General features: G+C 66.7%; 12 protein-coding genes. 9 read left to right on the top strand and 3 right to left on the bottom strand.

Annotated features, from left to right (window positions below):
• Positions 1-49 precede the first annotated feature (49 nt).
• Both LVJ94_42575 and LVJ94_42570 read left to right on the top strand, forming a co-directional pair.
• Positions 50-1,387: a TRAP transporter small permease gene (locus tag LVJ94_42575; protein WXB03577.1), complete on the top strand. Its 1,338-nt coding sequence runs from the start codon at positions 50-52 to the stop codon at positions 1,385-1,387.
• Positions 1,384-3,111, top strand: a complete 1,728-nt coding sequence (locus LVJ94_42570; GenBank protein ID WXB03576.1) for a TRAP transporter large permease — start codon at positions 1,384-1,386, stop codon at positions 3,109-3,111. The genes LVJ94_42575 and LVJ94_42570 overlap by 4 nt, the downstream gene beginning before the upstream one ends.
• Before the next feature lie 283 nt (positions 3,112-3,394).
• Here LVJ94_42570 and LVJ94_42565 read toward each other — a convergent pair whose 3' ends face one another.
• Positions 3,395-3,655, bottom strand: a complete 261-nt coding sequence (locus tag LVJ94_42565; GenBank protein ID WXB03575.1) for a hypothetical protein — start codon at positions 3,653-3,655, stop codon at positions 3,395-3,397.
• A 79-nt stretch (positions 3,656-3,734) separates the two neighbouring features.
• Positions 3,735-5,174, bottom strand: coding sequence for an MATE family efflux transporter (locus LVJ94_42560; GenBank protein ID WXB03574.1), 1,440 nt, complete (start codon positions 5,172-5,174; stop codon positions 3,735-3,737).
• 75 nt (positions 5,175-5,249) lie between these two features.
• On the opposite strand from LVJ94_42560, the gene LVJ94_42555 reads away from it, so the two are divergent.
• From LVJ94_42555 to LVJ94_42525, 7 genes are all read left to right on the top strand, one after another.
• Positions 5,250-6,020 carry an OmpA family protein gene (locus LVJ94_42555; protein WXB03573.1) on the top strand — a complete coding sequence of 257 codons (771 nt, stop codon included), beginning with the start codon at positions 5,250-5,252 and terminating at the stop codon, positions 6,018-6,020.
• Positions 6,021-6,087: 67 nt separating this feature from the next.
• Entirely contained in the window at positions 6,088-6,831 is a 744-nt protein-coding gene (locus LVJ94_42550) for a tetratricopeptide repeat protein (GenBank protein WXB03572.1), read from the top strand.
• A gap of 66 nt (positions 6,832-6,897) precedes the next feature.
• Positions 6,898-9,504 (top strand): protein kinase, encoded by a 2,607-nt coding sequence (locus LVJ94_42545; protein ID WXB03571.1) that lies wholly within the window; start codon positions 6,898-6,900, stop codon positions 9,502-9,504.
• A gap of 21 nt (positions 9,505-9,525) precedes the next feature.
• Positions 9,526-12,873 carry a carbamoyl-phosphate synthase large subunit gene (gene carB / locus LVJ94_42540; GenBank protein WXB03570.1) on the top strand — a complete coding sequence of 1,116 codons (3,348 nt, stop codon included), beginning with the start codon at positions 9,526-9,528 and terminating at the stop codon, positions 12,871-12,873.
• 128 nt (positions 12,874-13,001) lie between these two features.
• A complete protein-coding gene (locus LVJ94_42535) occupies positions 13,002-14,216 on the top strand; it encodes an FAD-dependent oxidoreductase (protein WXB10800.1) in 1,215 nt (404 codons plus the stop codon).
• Between the two features lie 10 nt (positions 14,217-14,226).
• A complete protein-coding gene (locus LVJ94_42530; GenBank protein WXB03569.1) occupies positions 14,227-15,180 on the top strand; it encodes a sigma-70 family RNA polymerase sigma factor in 954 nt (317 codons plus the stop codon).
• Positions 15,181-15,258: 78 nt separating this feature from the next.
• On the top strand, positions 15,259-16,050 hold the full coding sequence (locus tag LVJ94_42525; GenBank protein ID WXB03568.1) for an FHA domain-containing protein: 792 nt from the start codon (positions 15,259-15,261) through the stop codon (positions 16,048-16,050).
• Between the two features lie 12 nt (positions 16,051-16,062).
• Here LVJ94_42525 and LVJ94_42520 read toward each other — a convergent pair whose 3' ends face one another.
• The gene (locus LVJ94_42520; protein WXB03567.1) at positions 16,063-17,952 is read right to left on the bottom strand and encodes an aspartyl protease family protein; all 1,890 of its coding nucleotides are present in this window, start codon (positions 17,950-17,952) and stop codon (positions 16,063-16,065) included.
• Position 17,953: the final 1 nt, after the last annotated feature.

Below are 17,953 nucleotides of genomic sequence, written 5' to 3'. Positions count from 1 at the left end.
TCTTTCGTTTTGTGTTCGCGCGCGTGAGAAATCGTTACGCTTCGTGGCGATGGACGAGAAGAAGGATGTCCCGCAGGCCGAGGTCGAGCGAGTGGAGCGCGTCGAGAACGGAGTGGGGCCCGATTTGGCGCCCGCGCCGGCCTCGCACCCCGTGGAGCCGCCGGCTCTTCCAAAGCAGCCTTGGGGCGCGCCGTTGGTGCGGGTCGACAAGGTGTGGACCCGCTTCGAGGCGCGCCTCTGTGCGTGGGTGCTCGTGGCGGAGATCCTTGCACTCTGCATCTGGATCTTCCTAAAGGGAATGGCGGCGGGGTATTCCGGTGGCGGGGATAAGTCGGGCCTCGCGCTGCGGATGATCGTCGGCGCCGTGGTCTTGGGGTTGGTGGCGCACAAGGTACTCAAGCCGAAGGAGCCGCGTGGCGGCGGCTCTGGGCCGAAGGAGGAGCCGTACCGTGCGGCCGCTGGAGGGGTCGGCGACGTTACGCTGCAAGCCGATGCAGGAGCCCTTCGCCGGTATTCGGTGGGGACGACGGCGGCGGTCCTCGCGGGGTTGCCCCTGGCCTGGGCATGGGCCAATTTCGGCGCGGAGTATTGCTCCAATTTGCTCAATTGGATGCAGTCGGCGTCGACATTGACGCTCATCGGCGGGCTTCGCGGTGTGGCCACGCGGCTGACGTTGTGGCTCGCGCTGCTCGGGGCATCGCTCGCCACGGCGCAGGGAAAGCACATCAACGTGGACGTGGTGATGCGCTTTCTCACGCCGAAGATGCGCGTGCCGGTGGCCGTGCTGGGATGGCTGGCGGCGGCGCTCATGTGCTTTGCCGGCGTGTGGGGGTTCTTCGACAACATTGCCATCGTCGATTTCCACGCGCCGGTGACGGAGGCCTGTCCCCAGGACCCCGCGCGGACGTGCGAGGTATCTGCGGGAAGGCGCATCGCGCACGTCGAGCACGAGCTGGGGACCGATGTGTTCCTTTTGGGGAGGCAGATCGCGCTCGACTTCAAGAGCCTGCCCAAGGTGCTCGCGGGCAAGAATTACAACGACTACCTCGGCGCGAGCGAGTGGAACGAATGGCTCGCCGGTTCGTCCTGGAAGGAGCACTACCCACCCGAGGCCGTGGACACGATGCGCATGACGGAGGGGACGCGCGCGCCGCTCATCAGCATTCCGGGGGCGGCGGAGAGCGCGCAGGACCTTCTGGTGAAGGACATCAACTTCATCTTTCCCTTCGGGCTGTTGATGATTGGTTTGCGCTTCATCCTGCGTGTGCTCCTGGCGATGAGTGGCCACGTGCGGGTCGATCCCGATGCGGCGCACGGCGAAGAAGAGGTGGAGGAAACGCAGCTCGAAAAACATGGGCTGCCGGTCGAGAAAGGGGCGTCGTCGTGAGTGCGGTGGCGCAAGCAAAGCCCTCGTCGGGCGCCAAAGTCGGTCTGTCGTTGGTGGGGCTCTTCGTGCTCCTGGTGGCCTGGGGCGGAGGCTTGGTGGCGGCGTTGGTGGTCGCGCTGGCGCTGCTCGGCACGCCGCTGTTCGCCATCATGGGCGGCGCCAGCGAGATTGCGTGGCTCATGCACCGCGATGCGGCGTACCACCATTTGCGCTACATCGCTCCTACGGTGCTGGACGAGCGTTTCGCGGGCTCGCCCATCCTGGTGACGATTCCGCTTTTTACCTTCGTCGGCTACGTGATGGCCGAATCGAAGACGCCGGACCGCATCGTGCGGGCGTCGAGCGCGTTTTTCGGGTGGATGCCCGGCGGGCTCGCCATCGTGTGCATCGTGGCGAGCGCGTTCTTCACGACGCTGACGGGCGGCAGCGGTGTGACCATCGTGGCCATCGGCGGGCTGCTCTACCCGGCGCTGCGAAAGCAGGGATACTCGGATGCGTTTGCTTTGGGGTTGGTGACCACGGGCGGGTCACTCGGCCTTTTGCTCCCGCCGTCGCTGCCGATTCTCGTGTATTCGCTGGTCGCGGGCATCGACTTCAACAAGACGTTCAAGGCGGGGCTTCTGCCGGGCGTGCTCGTGATGGTCATGCTCGGGGTGTATGCCGCCTACGTCGGCATGCGCGAAAAGGTGAAGCTGTCGCCGATCAGCGGGCGGGAGATGCTTGCGGCGTTGTGGCTCCTCAAGTGGGAGCTGCTCATTCCGGTGATCATCCTGGGTGGCTTGGGCACGGGTCTGACCTCGCTCGACGAGAGCGCGGGGCTCGCGGCGCTGTACACGCTGGGGATCGAGGTGTTCATCTACAAGGATCTCTCGCTGAAGAAAGACCTTCCGCGCCTGGCGAAGTCGTCGATGGCCTTGGCCGGCGCCGTGATTCTGATTTTGGCGATGGCCAATGCGCTCATCAATTACGTGATTCAGGAGCACATTCCGAATCAGGTGTTGGATTTCATGGTCAAGTTGGGATTGACCAAGACGTGGCAATTCTTGATTGTGCTCAACGTCTTTTTGCTTGTGTTGGGCATGCTCATGGATGGCTTTAGTGCCATTTTGGTGGCCGTCCCCCTCATTTTACCCTTCGCCGCGCGCTTCAATTTGGGGCCGTTCCACATGGCCATGATCTTTCTCCTCAATCTGGAGATTGCCTATTGCTGCCCGCCGCTGGGCCTCAATCTGTTCATATCGAGTTTCCGCTTCAACCGGCCCGTGGTCGATCTGTACAAGATCGTCGTGCCCTTTGCGGGCATTCTGGCCTTGGCCCTGGTGATGGTGAGCTACATTCCAGCCTTGAGCGACGTCACCATCCGCCGCGACATCCGCGAAGCCCGCGAGACGGCGGCGCGGGTCAACTCACCGCCGCGCGAAGCCTGGCTCCTCGAGTGCGTGCAAGAGGACCGTACGAACCCGCTTCCCTGCACGGAGGAGGACCGCAAAAAGTGGCCCGGTGGTCAGCTCCCCGAGCCGGCAGTGGCCACGCCGCAGGCACCGGCCGCGGGCGCGGAGCCCTCGTCGGAGCCGGGGACCGACAGCGAGGACGAGGAGCTCCTCAAATTGATGCGCGGCGGCGACGCCGGAACCACCGCGCCGGCTCCGTCGTCGGAGGGGAGTGGTGAGATCAACGAGGAGGAGCTGCTGAAGCAGATGCAGGGCGGCGGCGATGGTGGCTAGGTACGTGTGATGGGTCTTCGTGCGCTGTGTCGTATGCGAATCACGTAGAGGACTTCCCCACGCACGTCGTAGAAGATGCCCATATCACCGATATTCCAACGCCGAACGTGCGACTTGCGTTGCTTTAGGGCGACGCGATGGCCGGTGGGGGGATGCGCGAGAAGATGGGCGAAAGCCCCGTCCAGCTCCGCCACGAACCTCGCTGCGGATGAGCTGCTACGCTCGATCAGATAGGCCGTGTGCTTCTCCACGTCGCGCTGCGCGCTTGCGGAGAACTCGACCCTCACCGGGGACGGCTCGTCCTAGAGGACTGGATCCTCGCTTCGAGATCGGCACGAATGCGATTCCACGACGTGGTGTTGCCGTGTTCAATGTCGTCTAGCCCCTCTTCGACCGCTGCTTCGTCTTCTGCAGAGATGGCTGAAAACTCGAGTTCGTGCTCGGGAACCAAGACGTAACGGCCCGGCGGGAGCTCGGCCAAATCTCGCGTTAGCTCCGCGTCGGCCTGACCGTGCCAGTCCAGGATCTTTCGCGCCGTGCTCATGAATCTCGCTCCGTTGTGGGGCTACAAAAGATAGCACCAATATATATCGGATATATTCTGGAGCGGATGGCTGGGCTCGCTAAAGGCGGATCTTCTTCCAGGCGCCGGCGCGGAACTTCAGCGTCATGACGACGGCGGCGAGGCCGGCGTAGATGCAGGCGGCGGCCCAGATGCCGGTGAGGCCTAGGTTCAGGACGATGCCCAGGACGTAGGCGAAGGGCAGGAGGCAGAAGAAGACGAGGAGGAATTGCGCGACGGCGACGAACTTCGGGTTGCCGGCGCCGAACAACGCTTCGCTCAGGATCATCGCGACGGCGATGATGGGGGTCATGACGCCCATCATGCGCATGGGGGTCAAGGCGGCTTCGCGCACCGCGGGGGAGTGGCTGAGGAAGTGCAGGATCTGCGGGGTGAAGATGAGGCCCTCGCAAAGGCCAATGAAGCCGAAGAGCACCAGTCCGAGTTTGACGCTTGCCCAGCCGAAGGCCGATGCATCGTCGGGGCGGCGTGCGCCGAGGGATTGGCCCACGAGTGTCGCCGTGGCGGTGCCGAAGGCGATGCAGGCCGTGAAGGTCAGCTTGAGGATGGCCACGATGTCGGTCGTGGCCGCGCCGTTGACCGCTTCGGCGATGCCGCCTGCGGCGTTGATGGCGCTTTCGTCGAGCTGGCCGACGACCTTCGAGAAGAGGGCGAAGCCGCCCATCATGATGATGTTCGCCAGCGCCGCGGGAATGGACAGCTTGAGGATGTCCCAATTCAGCTTGGCGGAGAGGTGTGCGCGCCGGAAGAGCGAGAAGTCCTGGCGGACCTGGCGCGCGAACCAGAGCATGATGAGCAGGCCGATCCACGTGGCCAAGAAGGCGCCGAGGCCAGCGCCGGGCGCGCCCATGGCGGGGGCGCCCAGGCGGCCGAAGATGAACATCCAGCAAAAGAGAACGTTGAACACGTTCATGATGAGCGCCGCCACGAGGTGGACGTACGTCTTGCCGATGCCATCGAAGAACGACTTCACGGCCATGGTCGTGGCCATGCCGATGACGCCGAGCAGGCGCCAGCGGGCATAAGCCGTGGCCGTGGCCAGCACGCCCGGGTTTTTCAGCATGAACCCGAGGATGCTCGGGACGGCGAGGTAGCCGACGACGGAAAGGACGGCCCCCATCACCACGCAAAAGAAGGTGGCATTGGTGAGCACGGCGCCGGCGCCGGCATGGTCACCTTCGGCGTAGCGGCGGGCGGCGAGGGCCTGCGTGCCGACGCTCAGCGCGCTCAAGGAGCCGCCGAAAAGCCACACGATGATCAGCGAGGGGAAAAGTGCAGCTTGTCCGTTCGAGCTGTCGGGGTGCGGCAGGTGCGCGAAGAAGAAGACGTCGATCTCGTTGACGAAACTCTGCGAGAGCATCGCGAAGACCGTGGGCATCGCGAGCCATAAGATCGTCTTGTACCGATTCGCATCGAAGTCGATGGACGTGGTGGTGACTTGCGAAATCGGGGCGGTCGCCATTGCTGCGGTGCAGCTCATAGCACGCTCCCCGTGACGACGCGGTGGCGATGTAAGGTTGACAAAGAGGCCGCCCGGCGACTAACCCCCGGAGGTATGACTCTTTCCAGCACGCAATCCGCCCACGGAAAGGTGCGCAGTCCGCAAGCCGCGGCGCTTCGCATGTTCGCGTGGGTTACGCTGGTGGTCGTCTGCGTCTTTGTCGGATGCGGCGGTCCCAAATGGCCCAATTGCGACAACGACGAGCACTGCAACGCCGAAGGTCACAAAGGCGTTTGCCTCAATGGAAAGTGCGTCGACTGTCGCGATGACAAGGGCTGCGCCACCGGACAGAAGTGCGAATCCGGCCAGTGCTTGGCCGTCGTCGGTTACTGCGACGACAAGAAAGCGTGCCCCGGCGGTGCGCCGTGCGTGAACAATCGCTGCCAGGACAAGGTGGCCGAGGTTCGCGAGTGCAGCGATGAAAAGCCGTGCCCGCAAGGCTCGCGCTGCGAAAATGGCCACTGCGTCAAGCCGCCCCAAGGCGGGCCCGGCTGCAGCGACTTCCCGGCACCGAAGTTCGACTTCGAGCAGTCGACCCTGCGCGACATGAGCAAGCAGACGCTCACGCGCTTGGTGGGCTGCCTGACGACCGGGCCCCTGAAGGGCTCCCGCGTCCTGCTGACGGGGCACTGCGACAACCGCGGCGAGTACGAGTTCAACATGAGCCTTGGCGCCGAGCGCGCGGAGGTCATCAAGAACTTCCTCGCGGCGGCGGGCGTCGGCTCCGACCGCGTTGCCACGTCGTCGCGCGGCAAGCTGGATGCGGTGGGTACGGACGAGGCAGGCTGGGAGAATGATCGCCGCGTCGACATCGAGATTCGCTAGGTTTTCACTGGCGGCAGCAGCCCTCACCCTGGTCGCGTCGGCGACGTCGGGGTGTGGGCTGTTTGCGATGGAGAAGGATCACAAGGCGGACGTGGCGCGGGTCGATGCGCTCACGAAGACGATCGAGCAGCAAAAGCAGGAGATGGCGACGTTGCGCGCTGATCTCGATGCGACGCGCGAGCGGCTCGACAATGCGACGCGGGCGTACGCCGACAAGGACGAGGACATCGTCGCCCAGAAGAACCGGGTGAACTCGCTCACCGGCAAGATGGACGAGAGCACCCGTGCGGTGGAAGACCTGCGCAAGGAAGTCGGTTCGGTGCGCGAGGAAGTGAATGGGCGTCTCGACGAGTTGAAGCGCGCCCAGGAAGTGCAACCGACCAAGCCTCCGCCCGTGAACATCCCGGCGGACAAGGCGCAGCACTACTCGGCGACCGAGGCGGCGTACGCGCAGAAGGACTGGGGGCTCACCCGCACCTTGGGGCGTGAGTACGTGCAGCGGTATCCGACGGACGATCGCACGGACGACGTGCTGTTCCTGATGGGCGACGCGGACTTGCTCGAGGGGCGTCCGGCCACGGCGTTGGGCGAGTTCAACCGCGTGCTGAAGCTCAACCCTAAGTCCAATGTGCTCGACAAAACGCTGTACGCGATGGGGCAGGCGTACCTGATGCTGCATGACTGCAACGACGCCAAGTTGGCGTTTCAGTCGTGCGTGAATCGGTACCCGAAGCAGAAGATCGGGATCGACGCAAAGCAGCAAATCGCCACCATCGACAAGAAGCCGCCGGGTCTCTGCGCACCGCAGTGAGGTAGAGCCTCCTTCACGAGGGTCGAAAATTTGGCCCTTCTGGGGGCGGTCTTTACCGTCCGGCGCATGACCGAGCTAGCGACGGCGGACCGGCCCTCCAAGGCCCCGATCTCGAGCGGATTTTCGGCGGGGTCGCCTTCGGATGGGGCGATGGCCGTGCCCCGCGTGTTCGGGCGGTTGCTTCTCATGAAGCTTCTCGCACGCGGCGGCATGGGCGACGTCTACCTGGCGGCGACGACGGGCATCGAGGGGGCGGAGCGGCCGTGCGTCGTGAAGACGGTGCGGCGCGATCACATCCACGATGGATCGTTCCTCGCGCGGTTCCTCGACGAGGCGCGCGTGCAGTCGCAGCTCAATCACCCGGGCGTGGCGCAGGTCCTCGAGGCCTCCACCGACGAAGCGGGCGAGCCGTACACGTTGGTCGAATACGTCGAAGGACGCTCGCTCGCGGACGTGCGGCAGCGCGCGATCCAACTCGGGGCGCGCATCGGTTGGGCGGAGGCGCTGGCCATCGCCATCGAGATGGCGCACGCCCTCGCCCACGTGCACGAGCGCGCGGGCGTCGACGGCACGCCGCTCGGGATCGTGCACCGCGACTTGAGCCCGCAGAACGTGATGATCGGCTACGCCGGCGAGGTAAAGCTCATCGACTTCGGCACCGCGCGCGGTCACAACCGGCGTTGCCACACGGTGGCGGGCGTGGTGTTCGCAAAGCCCGGGTACGTGGCCCCCGAGGTTGCGCGGCAGCAGGTCGGCGACGGCCGCATCGACATTTATGCGCTGGGGATCATGCTCTGGGAGCTTTGCGCCGGGCGGCGCTTCCTCACGCAGGATCCGCAGAAGCACCTCGAGGATGCGGCGGCGGGCAAAGTCGTCGTGCCGAAGATCGCCGAGGAGATCGGTGCGCCGGCCGACTTGGACACCGTGATTGCGCGGCTCACCGAGAACGAGCCCGACGATCGCTATGCCGCGGCGGGGCAGGCGGCGCACGATCTGGCGAAGATTCTCTCGACGGCGCCTGCCGCAAAAGCCGGCGAGCGCGGGGTGCGCGGGCGCGTCTCGGCCCTGATGAAGGTGCTCTGGCCGGCCGAGCCCGCGCGATCGCGTGCGGAGTTCGCGAAGCTCCTCAAGGGTGCGCGCTCGCTCCAGAAGGAGACCTCGACGCCGGCGGCGGGGGCCGTCGCCGAGCAGGTGCGCGCGCACATGAACGACGATGCGGCGACCTTGCCGGGCACACCGTATCGGCTGGTGCGCAAGATCGGCGAAGGCGCCAGCGGCGCGGTGTACGAGGCGGAGCACGTGGAGCTCGGACGGCGCATCGCGCTGAAGGTGCTCTCCCCCGAGCATGCGTCGGCGAAGGACGCGATCGAGCGCTTCCGGCGCGAGGCACGCGCGATTGCGGCGCTGTCGCATCCGAATCTGTGCCTGCTGTACGACTTCGGCCGGGCGCTCGATGGGCGCGTTTTTCTCGCCATGGAGCTGCTCGACGGCGAGACCTTGGACCAGCGCCTCACGCGCACCCGCGGCATGGACTTCCGCGAGGCCGTGGATCTCGCGATCGAGACGACGCGTGCGCTGGAGGCCGCGCACGATGCGAGCCTCGTTCACCGCGACCTGAAGCCGGCGAACATCTTTCTCACGCGCGCGGGCACGATGAAGCTGCTCGACTTCGGCGTGGCCATGGCCCTGAGCGACGTGAGCGTGCACGACGAGAAGCGAAATCAGGGGTTCGCGATCTTCGGCACGCCGGAATACATGTCGCCGGAGCAAGTCGCGGGCGACTCGGTCGACGGGCGGTGCGATCTGTATGCGCTTGGGTGCGTGCTTTACGAATTGGTGACGGGAACGCCACCGTTCGAAGGCTCCTCGAGCGTGCTCGTGATGGGCAAGCAACTGCGCGAGGTGCCCGAGCCCCCGCGTGTGCGCGCTCCGCATCGCGGGATCCCGGAGACGCTCGAGAACGTCATCATGACGGCGCTCGCCAAGTCGGCGGACAACCGGTTCGCGAGTGCGCGGGCCATGCGCGAGGCGCTGGAGGCGAGCCTGGCGCCGCCGGCGCGGTCCTGGAACGTGCGGCGGGTCGCCTCACGGGCCGTGGCTGCGGTTGCGCTCGTTGCGGTGGCGGCGGTGGGGGTACGCGCCATCGGGCTCGGGCATAGCGCTGTTCCCACGCCCGAGACGAGCTCGCTGGCAACGTCTCCCGTGAACGTGCCCGTGTCCATGCCCGCTCCCGTGGCCGAGGCCCGTGCAGCGGCGGACACGGAAACGAGCACGGGCACGGATATGGGCACGGAAATCGCGGCGCGAACGCTCGACCGCACGCCCGACCGGCGCCTCTTGGAGGCGCGTTCCTTCGCGAAAACGCACATGAGCGACCCCGCGGCGCTGAAGGCGTGGGCGAACGCGGCCGCGAAGGCCGGCGATTTGCGCGATGCGCGCCGCGCTGGCGAGGCGTGGGCCCTGCGGGATGGCAGCGCGGAGCCACGAATTTTCCTGGCGACCGTCCTCGATGGCACCGGACACCGCGCCGACGCGCTCGCCGTACTCGAGGAGGTCCTCGAAAATCATCCCGATTCCGTCGAGGCAAGACGCCTGCACGCCCGGTTCGGTGTTCCGCTCGGTCCGGACCCGAAACACGCGAATGAGACACGCAGCTCCATCGCCCGGCGTTGATCTGGTATAGGGCGGGACGCAATGCCCCGCCGGACGGATATCAAGAAGATTCTGCTCCTGGGTGCGGGACCGATCGTGATCGGCCAGGCCTGCGAGTTCGACTATTCGGGCACGCAGGGAGCCAAAGCGCTCTTGGAGGAGGGATACGAGGTCGTTCTCGTCAACTCCAATCCTGCGACGATCATGACCGATCCCGAGCTCGCCTCGCGCACGTACATCGAGCCTCTCGAGTTTCGTACGGTCGCCGCGATCCTCGCCCGTGAGAAGCCTGACGCCATCCTGCCCACCCTCGGTGGACAGACTGCGCTGAACCTCGCCTTGGAGCTGCACGAACACGGCGTGCTCCGCGAGCTCGGCGTGGAGATGCTCGGCGCCAAGCCGGACTCGATCGCCAAGGCCGAGGATCGTTCGCTCTTCAAGGCGGCGATGGAGAAGATCGGGCTTAGCTGCCCGCGCGCCGAGACGGCCAAGTCGGTGGAGCAAGCGCGCGACATCGTCACGCGCACGGGCTTCCCGGCGATTCTTCGTCCCTCGTTCACCCTGGGCGGATCGGGCGGCGGCATCGCCTACGATGCGAGCGAGCTCGATGCGAAGGTGGCCTGGGCGCTCGCGCAGTCGCCCACCGCCGAGGTGCTCATCGAGGAGAGCGTGCTCGGTTGGAAAGAGTACGAGCTCGAGGTCATCCGCGACGTGGCGGACAACTTCATCGTGGTCTGCTCGATCGAGAACATCGACCCGATGGGCGTGCACACCGGCGACTCCATCACGGTGGCGCCGGCGATGACCCTGACCGACCGCGAGTTCCAGCGCCTGCGCGATGCCTCGCGCGCCGTCATGACGGAAATCGGCGTGGAGACGGGCGGCTCGAACGTGCAGTTCGCGGTGAGCCCGTACGACGGCCGCGTCTACGTCATCGAGATGAACCCGCGCGTGTCGCGCTCCAGCGCGCTCGCGTCGAAGGCGACGGGCTACCCCATCGCCAAGGTCGCCGCCAAGCTGGCCGTCGGCTATCGCCTGGACGAGCTGACCAACGACATCACCAAGACCAGCGCGGCCTTCGAGCCGGTCATCGACTACGTCGTGGTGAAGTGGCCGCGCTTCGCCTTCGAGAAGTTCCCCGGCGCCGAGACCACCTTGGGCACGCAGATGAAGAGCGTGGGCGAGGCGATGAGCATCGGCCGCACCTTCCCCGAGGCGCTGCAGAAGGCCGGTCGCTCGCTGGAGACCGGAAAAGACGGCCTATCGTCGCTCATCGGCAAGGTGGACTATCGCCTGCTGGCCGAGCCGAAGAAGGCGCGCGACCTCGGCATGGAAGCCCCCGAGGTGGAACTGCCGCACGAGTTGCAGCCGGTGGATGCCGCCGAGCAGCTCGAGGCGCTGCGCGCGCTCGTGGGCGTGCCCACCCCGGATCGGCTCTTTTACGTGGCGGATGCGATGCGTCTCGGGATGACCGAGAAAGAGCTGCACGACCGTACGAAGATCGACCCGTGGTTCTTGGCGCACATTCGCCGCATCATCGACGGCGAGCGCGAGATGGTGAAGCTCGGCGCCGCGACCTTGGAGAAAGAGACGCTGCATCGGTTCAAGCGCCTCGGGTTCTCCGATCGGCAGATCGCGCAGGCCACGAACAGCACCGAGGACGCCGTGCGCGCCGAGAGGCTGCGCGTGAACGTCAAACCGGTGTTCTCGCGGGTCGATACGTGTGCCGCGGAGTTCGTGGCGCACACGCCGTACCTCTACTCGACGTACGACACGGAGAGCGAGTCGGGGGCGAACGAGGCGACGAAGCGCAAGGTCGTCATCCTCGGCGGCGGGCCGAATCGCATCGGGCAGGGCATCGAGTTCGACTATTGCTGCGTGCACGCGGTGCAGGCGGTGCGGTCGCTCGGGTACGAAGCGGTGATGGTGAACTGCAACCCCGAGACGGTGTCGACGGACTACGACACGTCGGACCGGTTGTATTTCGAGCCGCTCACGTTGGAAGACGTGCTGGCCATCGTCGAGGAAGAGAAGCCGGTGGGCGTCATCGTCCAATTCGGCGGGCAGACGCCGCTGAAGCTCGCGGTGCCGCTCGAGCGCGCCGGGGTGAAGCTGCTCGGCACGACGGCGGATGCCATCGATCGCGCGGAGGATCGCGGGCGCTTCGACGAGCTGCTCAGCAAGCTCGCGCTCAAGCGGCCGCGCAGCGGCATCGCGCAGGGCGCCGACGATGCGATGCGCATCGCCGACGAAATCGGCTACCCGGTGTTGGTGCGTCCGAGCTACGTGCTCGGCGGGCGCGCGATGCTCATCGCGTACACGCGCGAGGAGCTTGCGACGTACGTGCACCGTGCGGTGGAAGCCGCGCGGGACGCGGGGACGAGCACCATCCTCATCGACGAGTTCCTCAAGGACGCCATCGAGGTGGATGTCGACTGCGTGGCGGATGGAAAGCGCGCGGTCATCGGCGGCGTGATGCAGCACATCGAGGAAGCAGGCGTGCACTCGGGCGACTCGTCGTCGGTGCTGCCTCCGCACTCGCTCAGCCCGGAGATCGTGCTCTCCATCGAAGAGCAAACGCGCATGCTGGCGCTGGAGCTCGGGGTGGTGGGCCTGATGAACGTGCAGTTCGCCGTCAAAGGCGGCGAGGTGTACGTCCTCGAGGTGAACCCGCGCGCCAGCCGCACGGTGCCCTTCGTCTCCAAGGCCACCGGGCGCCCGCTGGCCCGCATCGCGGCGAGCGTGATGGCAGGCAAGACGCTCGATGAACTGGGCGTCGAGGATGCGATCGTGCCGCGCCACGTGTCGGTGAAAGAGAGCGTGTTCCCCTTCACGAAGTTCCCCGGGGTGGACACGATTCTCGGGCCGGAGATGCGCTCCACCGGTGAGGTGATGGGCATCGCCGATACGTTCGCGCGCGCCTTCTGCAAGAGCATGCTCGCCGTTGGGCAGTCTGGGCTTTTGACGGAGGGGTCGAAGAAGTCGACGGTGCGCGCCTTCATCAGCGTGAAGGACGAGGACAAGCCGGTGGCCTGCATCATCGCGCGACGTCTTCGCGCCATGGGCTTCCAGATCTCGGCCACGCGCGGCACGGCGGCAGCGCTTCAGCGCGCGCGCATTCCGGTGCAGGTCATCAACAAGGTGGCCGAGGGCGCGCCCCACGTCGTCGACGAGATCCGCAGCGGCAAGGTGGGCATGGTGGTCAACACGACCATGGGCGCCCAAGAAGTGCGGGACAGCTTCTCCTTGCGCCGCCAGACGCTCCTGATGAACGTGCCGTACTTCACGACCATCGCGGCCGCGCTCGCTGCATGCGATGCCATCGAGGCCAGCCATGGCGTGCGGACGAGCGTGAAGTCCATCCAGGAGTGGAACAACCCCGAGAGCTGACGCTTGCTGCAACAGCTGTAACCTTTCGGCAATCCTCGTCGTGATCCCTTTGGAAAGAGGTGATCATGACGAGGAGCAGCGTGGTTGTGGTCGGCGGCGGGCTGGCGGGCCTGTGCGCGGCGTTGCGCATGGCGCGGGCAGGTGCGGCGGCGGTGACGTTGTTGGAGCGAGCCGAGCGGCTCGGCGGGCGGGCGGCGTCGGATGACGAGAAAGGGTGGGTGCTCAATCAAGGGCCCCACGCGCTGTACCTCGGCGGGCATGCGGAGCGTGTGCTGCGCGCGATGGACGTGCCGTGGGACGGCATGATGTTCAAATCGCCGAATCGCTTCGTCGAGCTTGGCGGGCGCGTTCACCCCATGCCGAGTGGCACGCTGTCGATGCTGGCGAGTGGGCTCATTGGGGTGGGCGGCAAGCTCGAATTGGCCTCAGTGATGAACGAGCTGGCCCATGACGCCGGCCTCGAGGCGACGCCGCTCGCGGCATGGGTGGGGCGCGTGAAGAACCCCGAGGCCCGCGCGTTTCTCTCCGGGCTCTTTCGCGTGGCGACGTACTGCGCGGATCACGAGCGCCTCTCGGCCGCGTGGGCACTGCGTCAGCTGAGGATGACGCTGGCGCATGGCGTGACGTACCTGCACGGCGGCTGGCAGAGCCTCGTCGATCGGTTCGCGGAGCTCGCCCGGCAAGCCGGTGTGCACATTCAGACAGGCGTCGCACCGGCGCGGATCGTGCGCGAAGGACGACACCTCGGTGTGCACCTCCCCGATGGAGGCGCGCTCGTGGCCGACGCGGTGGTGCTCGCGGTGGGACCGCGCACGGCGGCGGCGTTGATGCCCGACAGCGCTTCGCTCGCCCGTGCCGCCACCGACGCCGTGCCGGCGCGTGCGGCGTGCCTCGATGTGGCGCTGCGCACGCTCCCGAAGCCGCAGCACCATTTCACCTTGGGCCTGGATCGCGCCGACTATCTGTCCGTGCACAGCGCCTTTGCGCGCCTTGCACCCGAGGGTGGCGCCGTCGTCCACGTGGCGCGCTACTTGGCGGGCGAAATCGTGAAGCCCGCGGCCATCCGGGCCGAGCTCGAAGGCGTGCTCGATCGCGCGCAGCCGGGCTGGCGATCGCACGTGGCGCACACGCGATTCCTGCCCGCCATGACCGTGGTCAACGCCTTGCCGCTCGCGTCGGCGCGCGGCGTGCGCACGCCGGTGGCGGTGGCGGACGTGCCCCGTCTTTTCCTGGCCGGTGACTGGGTCGGCGACGAGGGCTTGCTCGTGGACGCGTCCCTTGCCAGCGCCTACCGCGCAGCGGATCTTGCCATGGAGGCCACCACCCTGCGCGACGTGGCATGATGAACGAGCGTTGAAGGCCGACCCGTCCTACGATGCAGCGTACCGAGAGCACGCGAAGCACGTGTGGGCGATCGTGTACCGTATGACGGGCAGCGCGCAGGATGCCGACGACATCGTGCAGGACACCTTCGTGCGCGCGATGGCCCGCGAGCGCCTGCCCGAGGGCGAGATGCGCCCGTGGCTCGGACGCATCGCCAGCAACGCGGGCATCGACCTTCTGCGGCAGCGGCGCCGCCGCGGTTACGTGGGTCCGTGGCTGCCCGAGCCCATCGACACGGAGGACGACGCGAGCGCCGACGCGTCCGAGGCGGGGGCGGACGCGGGCTACGATTTGCTGGAGAGCGCGTCGTTCGCGTTCCTCTTGGCGCTCGAGGCTCTGCAGCCGCGCCCCCGTGCCGTGCTCCTTTTGCGCGACGTCTTCGACTATTCCGTACGCGAAGTGGCCGGTGTGCTCGACATGAGCGAGACGCACGTCAAGGTCACGCACCACCGTGCCCGCCGCATGATGGAGACGTACGACCAGGAGCGCTGCATCCCGACGCGGGAACTGCAGGAACGGACGCGCGCCGTGCTGGCGTCGCTGATGGCCTCGTTCGTCACGCGGGACACCGAGGCCATCGAGCGCCTCTTGACCGAGAGTGTACGCTCGGTGAGCGACTCGGATGGTGACTTCTTTGCGGCGCGCGTTCCCGTCGTGGGCCGCCCCAAGGTGTCGACCTTTTGGACCAGGACCACGCAGTATGCGCAAAAGGGTGGCGTCGACATCGCATTTCGCATGCTCAACGGCCTGCCGGCCATCGTGGCCTCGCGATCGGTCCGTCGCGAAGGCACTGCGCCGCGCACGGTCATCATGGTGCAGCTCGATGCCCGGGGGAGCGTGGTGGAGGTGCGAAGCATCGTTGCCCTTCGCAAGCTTGCCCGCCTGATGGCGCCAGTGGACAAAGCCCGTGCAGGCGGACGCTAGGCTGGCGGCTCGCCTGGCCTGGCGGTAAGCACAACGGCGCTCGCGAATTTCGATCGATTGACTATGCTGTGTGGTGGGATGGCCCAACCGACACGGCGCCTCATCGTCGCACGCGGATTGAACGTGGGGGCCCAGCTCATCATCAACCATGACGTCAAGATGGTGGGCCGGGCCCGCGACGCCAACTTGCGCCTCGACGACCGCTCCGTGTCGCGCCACCACTTCCACGTCGTGGCCACGGAGCAGGGCGCGCGCATCCACGTCTGCGACGGGGCTGCGCCGCTTCTGTACCGCGGCAAAGAGATCGCGGAGGCCATCGTCAAGGTTGGCGACACCGTCGTCGTGGGCGATACGTACCTGCTCGTGACCGAGGCGGCCGACGCCGACGACTTCGAGGAGGTGCCCCGCTACCGCGCCTCCGTCACCAAAGACGTCCACACGCTGTTCACGGGTGTTGCCGCCGACGTGCGCGGGCTCGCCGCGGTATTTGCCCTGGACGAAGCGCTGGGCGGCGCCACCGATCCGCCGTCGATCGCGCGCGCCCTGGAGGGCTGGGCCAAGTCGTACGCCGAGTGCGAGGTCGTCGAGTTCGTCCCGCCTAGCGGCAACCAGCCGGCCTCGCGCGACGGCCTCACGGTGCTGGAGATGGCCACCGGCGACGGTCGCACGAAAATTGCCGTGCCCCTTCCGGGAACCTCGGCCGGGTGGCTCGAGTTCACCACGCGCACGCGCGAAAAGGTGACCGATTCGCTCCGCCGCCTGTTGGTCGTAGCCGGCCGCATTTGTGCCCTGCGCTTCGCCCTGGCGCAGGCCGTGCAGGATGCACGCGAGACCACGCCGCCCACGACCGAGGAACCGGGGCGGCATTAGTCGTTTCGAAGGCTACGGCACCAGCTCGCGCAACGTGAGGGTCACATCCTGGCGTTTCCCGTCGCGTTGCACGGCGAGGCGGACCTTGGTGCCGGGCGCTTGCCGGACCTTTTGATACAGGTCCGCCGAGGAGAGGCGCTCCGCGGGGACGCCATCGATGGCCACGAACGAGTCGCCGACCTTGAGACCCGCCGCCGCCGCGGGGCCGTCCTTCACGACGGTGTGGATGCGGAACGCGTCCGCCTTGGCCTTGCCCGCGCCGAATCCCGCGCGGGGCGCCGGCCAGATCTTCGGCGCCTTGCGCGGCTCGAGCTGCATCGTCTTCGCGCGGTAGTCGAAGGTGATGTTGAAGCGCGGAAAGACCGTCTGGCCGATGTTTCCCGCTTCGCCCGTGGCGGCGAACGCCCCGCCCTTGTCCAGGGCCAGGCGGGCGAGAAGCTCTTGGATGACCAGGCCTTGGATCTCCATGCCCTGGGCGCGCGCAAGGTAATTCACCGATTCGCCGCCCGCCCCGAAGGACGTGAGCGGCATGCCGGCGCGGTACCGATCCGCCAGGCCGTTCTTGGTGGCCCACTCGCCGAAGATGACGACGTCGCCCGAGTTGCCGGTGTCGATGCCGAACATGCCCTCCTGGCCGTCGAGCTTGGCCTTGATCATGGGCATGTCGAGGGTGAACTCGAGCGGCACGCGCGTGCCTGTGGTCGATGGGGGCTCGCCCGCGGGGGAGAGCTCGATCGTGTTGGCGTCGTAGTCGATGCGAACGGTGAACCGGTCGAACACCTCGAGGCCCAAGATGCCTACGATGGGCGCCTTTTTTCCCCGATCCAGCATCGAGTAGGGGAACGGCATGATCAAAAAGGGCTGGTCGACCATCTCCGCCCCGCCGAGCCGGAACGAGGCCACCTTCGTGTACTTCGTCGGCGTCGAGCCTTCGCCCGAGCCGTAGCTGATGCCACCGCCCACGGCCGCCAGTCCGTGTTGCGCCGCGAACTCCGGGGTCACGATGGCATGGCCCCCCGTGTCGAGGATGAAGAGAAACGGCCCTTTGCCGTTCACCTTGGCCTCGATGAGGAAGCGTCCCCCGGGATCGAGGTGCATCGCGGCCAGCGTCTTCGGCGCGGGCATGCGCACGTCGGTGACTTTGTTGGGGGGTACGGCGTAGTCGCCGTCGGACGGGCTTCCCGTCTCGAGGCGGTAGGAGGCGATGGTCAGCGCTTCCTCGTCTTGGGTCTGAATGGAGAAGGGAAGCTGCAGCTTGCCGTCCACGGCGCGGTAATCTGCGTACTTCGTCACGCGCGGGTGAAACGAGAGGTGCATGCTGGTGCGGTCGACGAGGTAGCTCTTGGGGTCGATGCGCATCGTGATGGTGCGTCCGCCCTCGGGGGTCACCTCCAGCTTTTCCCAGCTGCGTCCGTCCTCTTCGAACTGCGAGCGGCGAAACTGCGCGTTGAACCGGTCTGGAAAGAGGTAGCGGCGGCTGGCCAGGTACACCTCGGACACGGCAATGGCCTTGGCCTCCGCGGTATCGAGTGCGTGCGGCTGCCCGCCGGCATCCTGGCGCCAACGCTGCTTGCCGTCGAAGCCTTCCCCCACGACGAAGACCTCGTGCGCGGCGCGCAGGGCGAAGCGCCCCTGGAGATCTTCGTCCAACGTGAAGGTGCCTTTGACGCCGTCGAAGACCGCGTCGCCTTTCGCATGCAGCGCGCGCACGTCGTCCCATCGCTCGGCACCCGTGGCCGTCTTCATGCGATGAACCAAGGCCATGGCGTCGTCCGCGGCCACCGGCGCGGGGGTCGAAATGGATGCCGCAGGCGGCGCGGCGGAAGGGCCGGCGGGCTCGGGTGACGACGACCCGCACGCGAGCAAGAACAAGGTGAATGGGAGGGAAAGCGTCCTTTTCATA

The organism is Sorangiineae bacterium MSr11367 (assembly GCA_037157805.1).
Lineage (GTDB): Bacteria > Myxococcota_A > Polyangia > Polyangiales > Polyangiaceae > Pendulispora > Pendulispora rubella.
The sequence above is the reverse complement of the archived record's forward strand: the minus strand, read 5'-3'. Positions and strand labels throughout refer to the sequence as shown.

Coding starts and splice junctions, on each gene's coding strand:
- LVJ94_42535 (WXB10800.1), top strand. CDS start 13,002: ATGGCGCGGGCAGGTGCGGCGGCGGTGACGTTGTTGGAGCGAGCCGAG.
- LVJ94_42520 (WXB03567.1), bottom strand. CDS start 17,952: ATGAAAAGGACGCTTTCCCTCCCATTCACCTTGTTCTTGCTCGCGTGC.
- LVJ94_42555 (WXB03573.1), top strand. CDS start 5,250: ATGACTCTTTCCAGCACGCAATCCGCCCACGGAAAGGTGCGCAGTCCG.
- LVJ94_42550 (WXB03572.1), top strand. CDS start 6,088: ATGGAGAAGGATCACAAGGCGGACGTGGCGCGGGTCGATGCGCTCACG.
- carB (WXB03570.1), top strand. CDS start 9,526: ATGCCCCGCCGGACGGATATCAAGAAGATTCTGCTCCTGGGTGCGGGA.
- LVJ94_42560 (WXB03574.1), bottom strand. CDS start 5,174: ATGAGCTGCACCGCAGCAATGGCGACCGCCCCGATTTCGCAAGTCACC.
- LVJ94_42575 (WXB03577.1), top strand. CDS start 50: ATGGACGAGAAGAAGGATGTCCCGCAGGCCGAGGTCGAGCGAGTGGAG.
- LVJ94_42545 (WXB03571.1), top strand. CDS start 6,898: ATGACCGAGCTAGCGACGGCGGACCGGCCCTCCAAGGCCCCGATCTCG.
- LVJ94_42525 (WXB03568.1), top strand. CDS start 15,259: ATGGCCCAACCGACACGGCGCCTCATCGTCGCACGCGGATTGAACGTG.
- LVJ94_42565 (WXB03575.1), bottom strand. CDS start 3,655: ATGAGCACGGCGCGAAAGATCCTGGACTGGCACGGTCAGGCCGACGCG.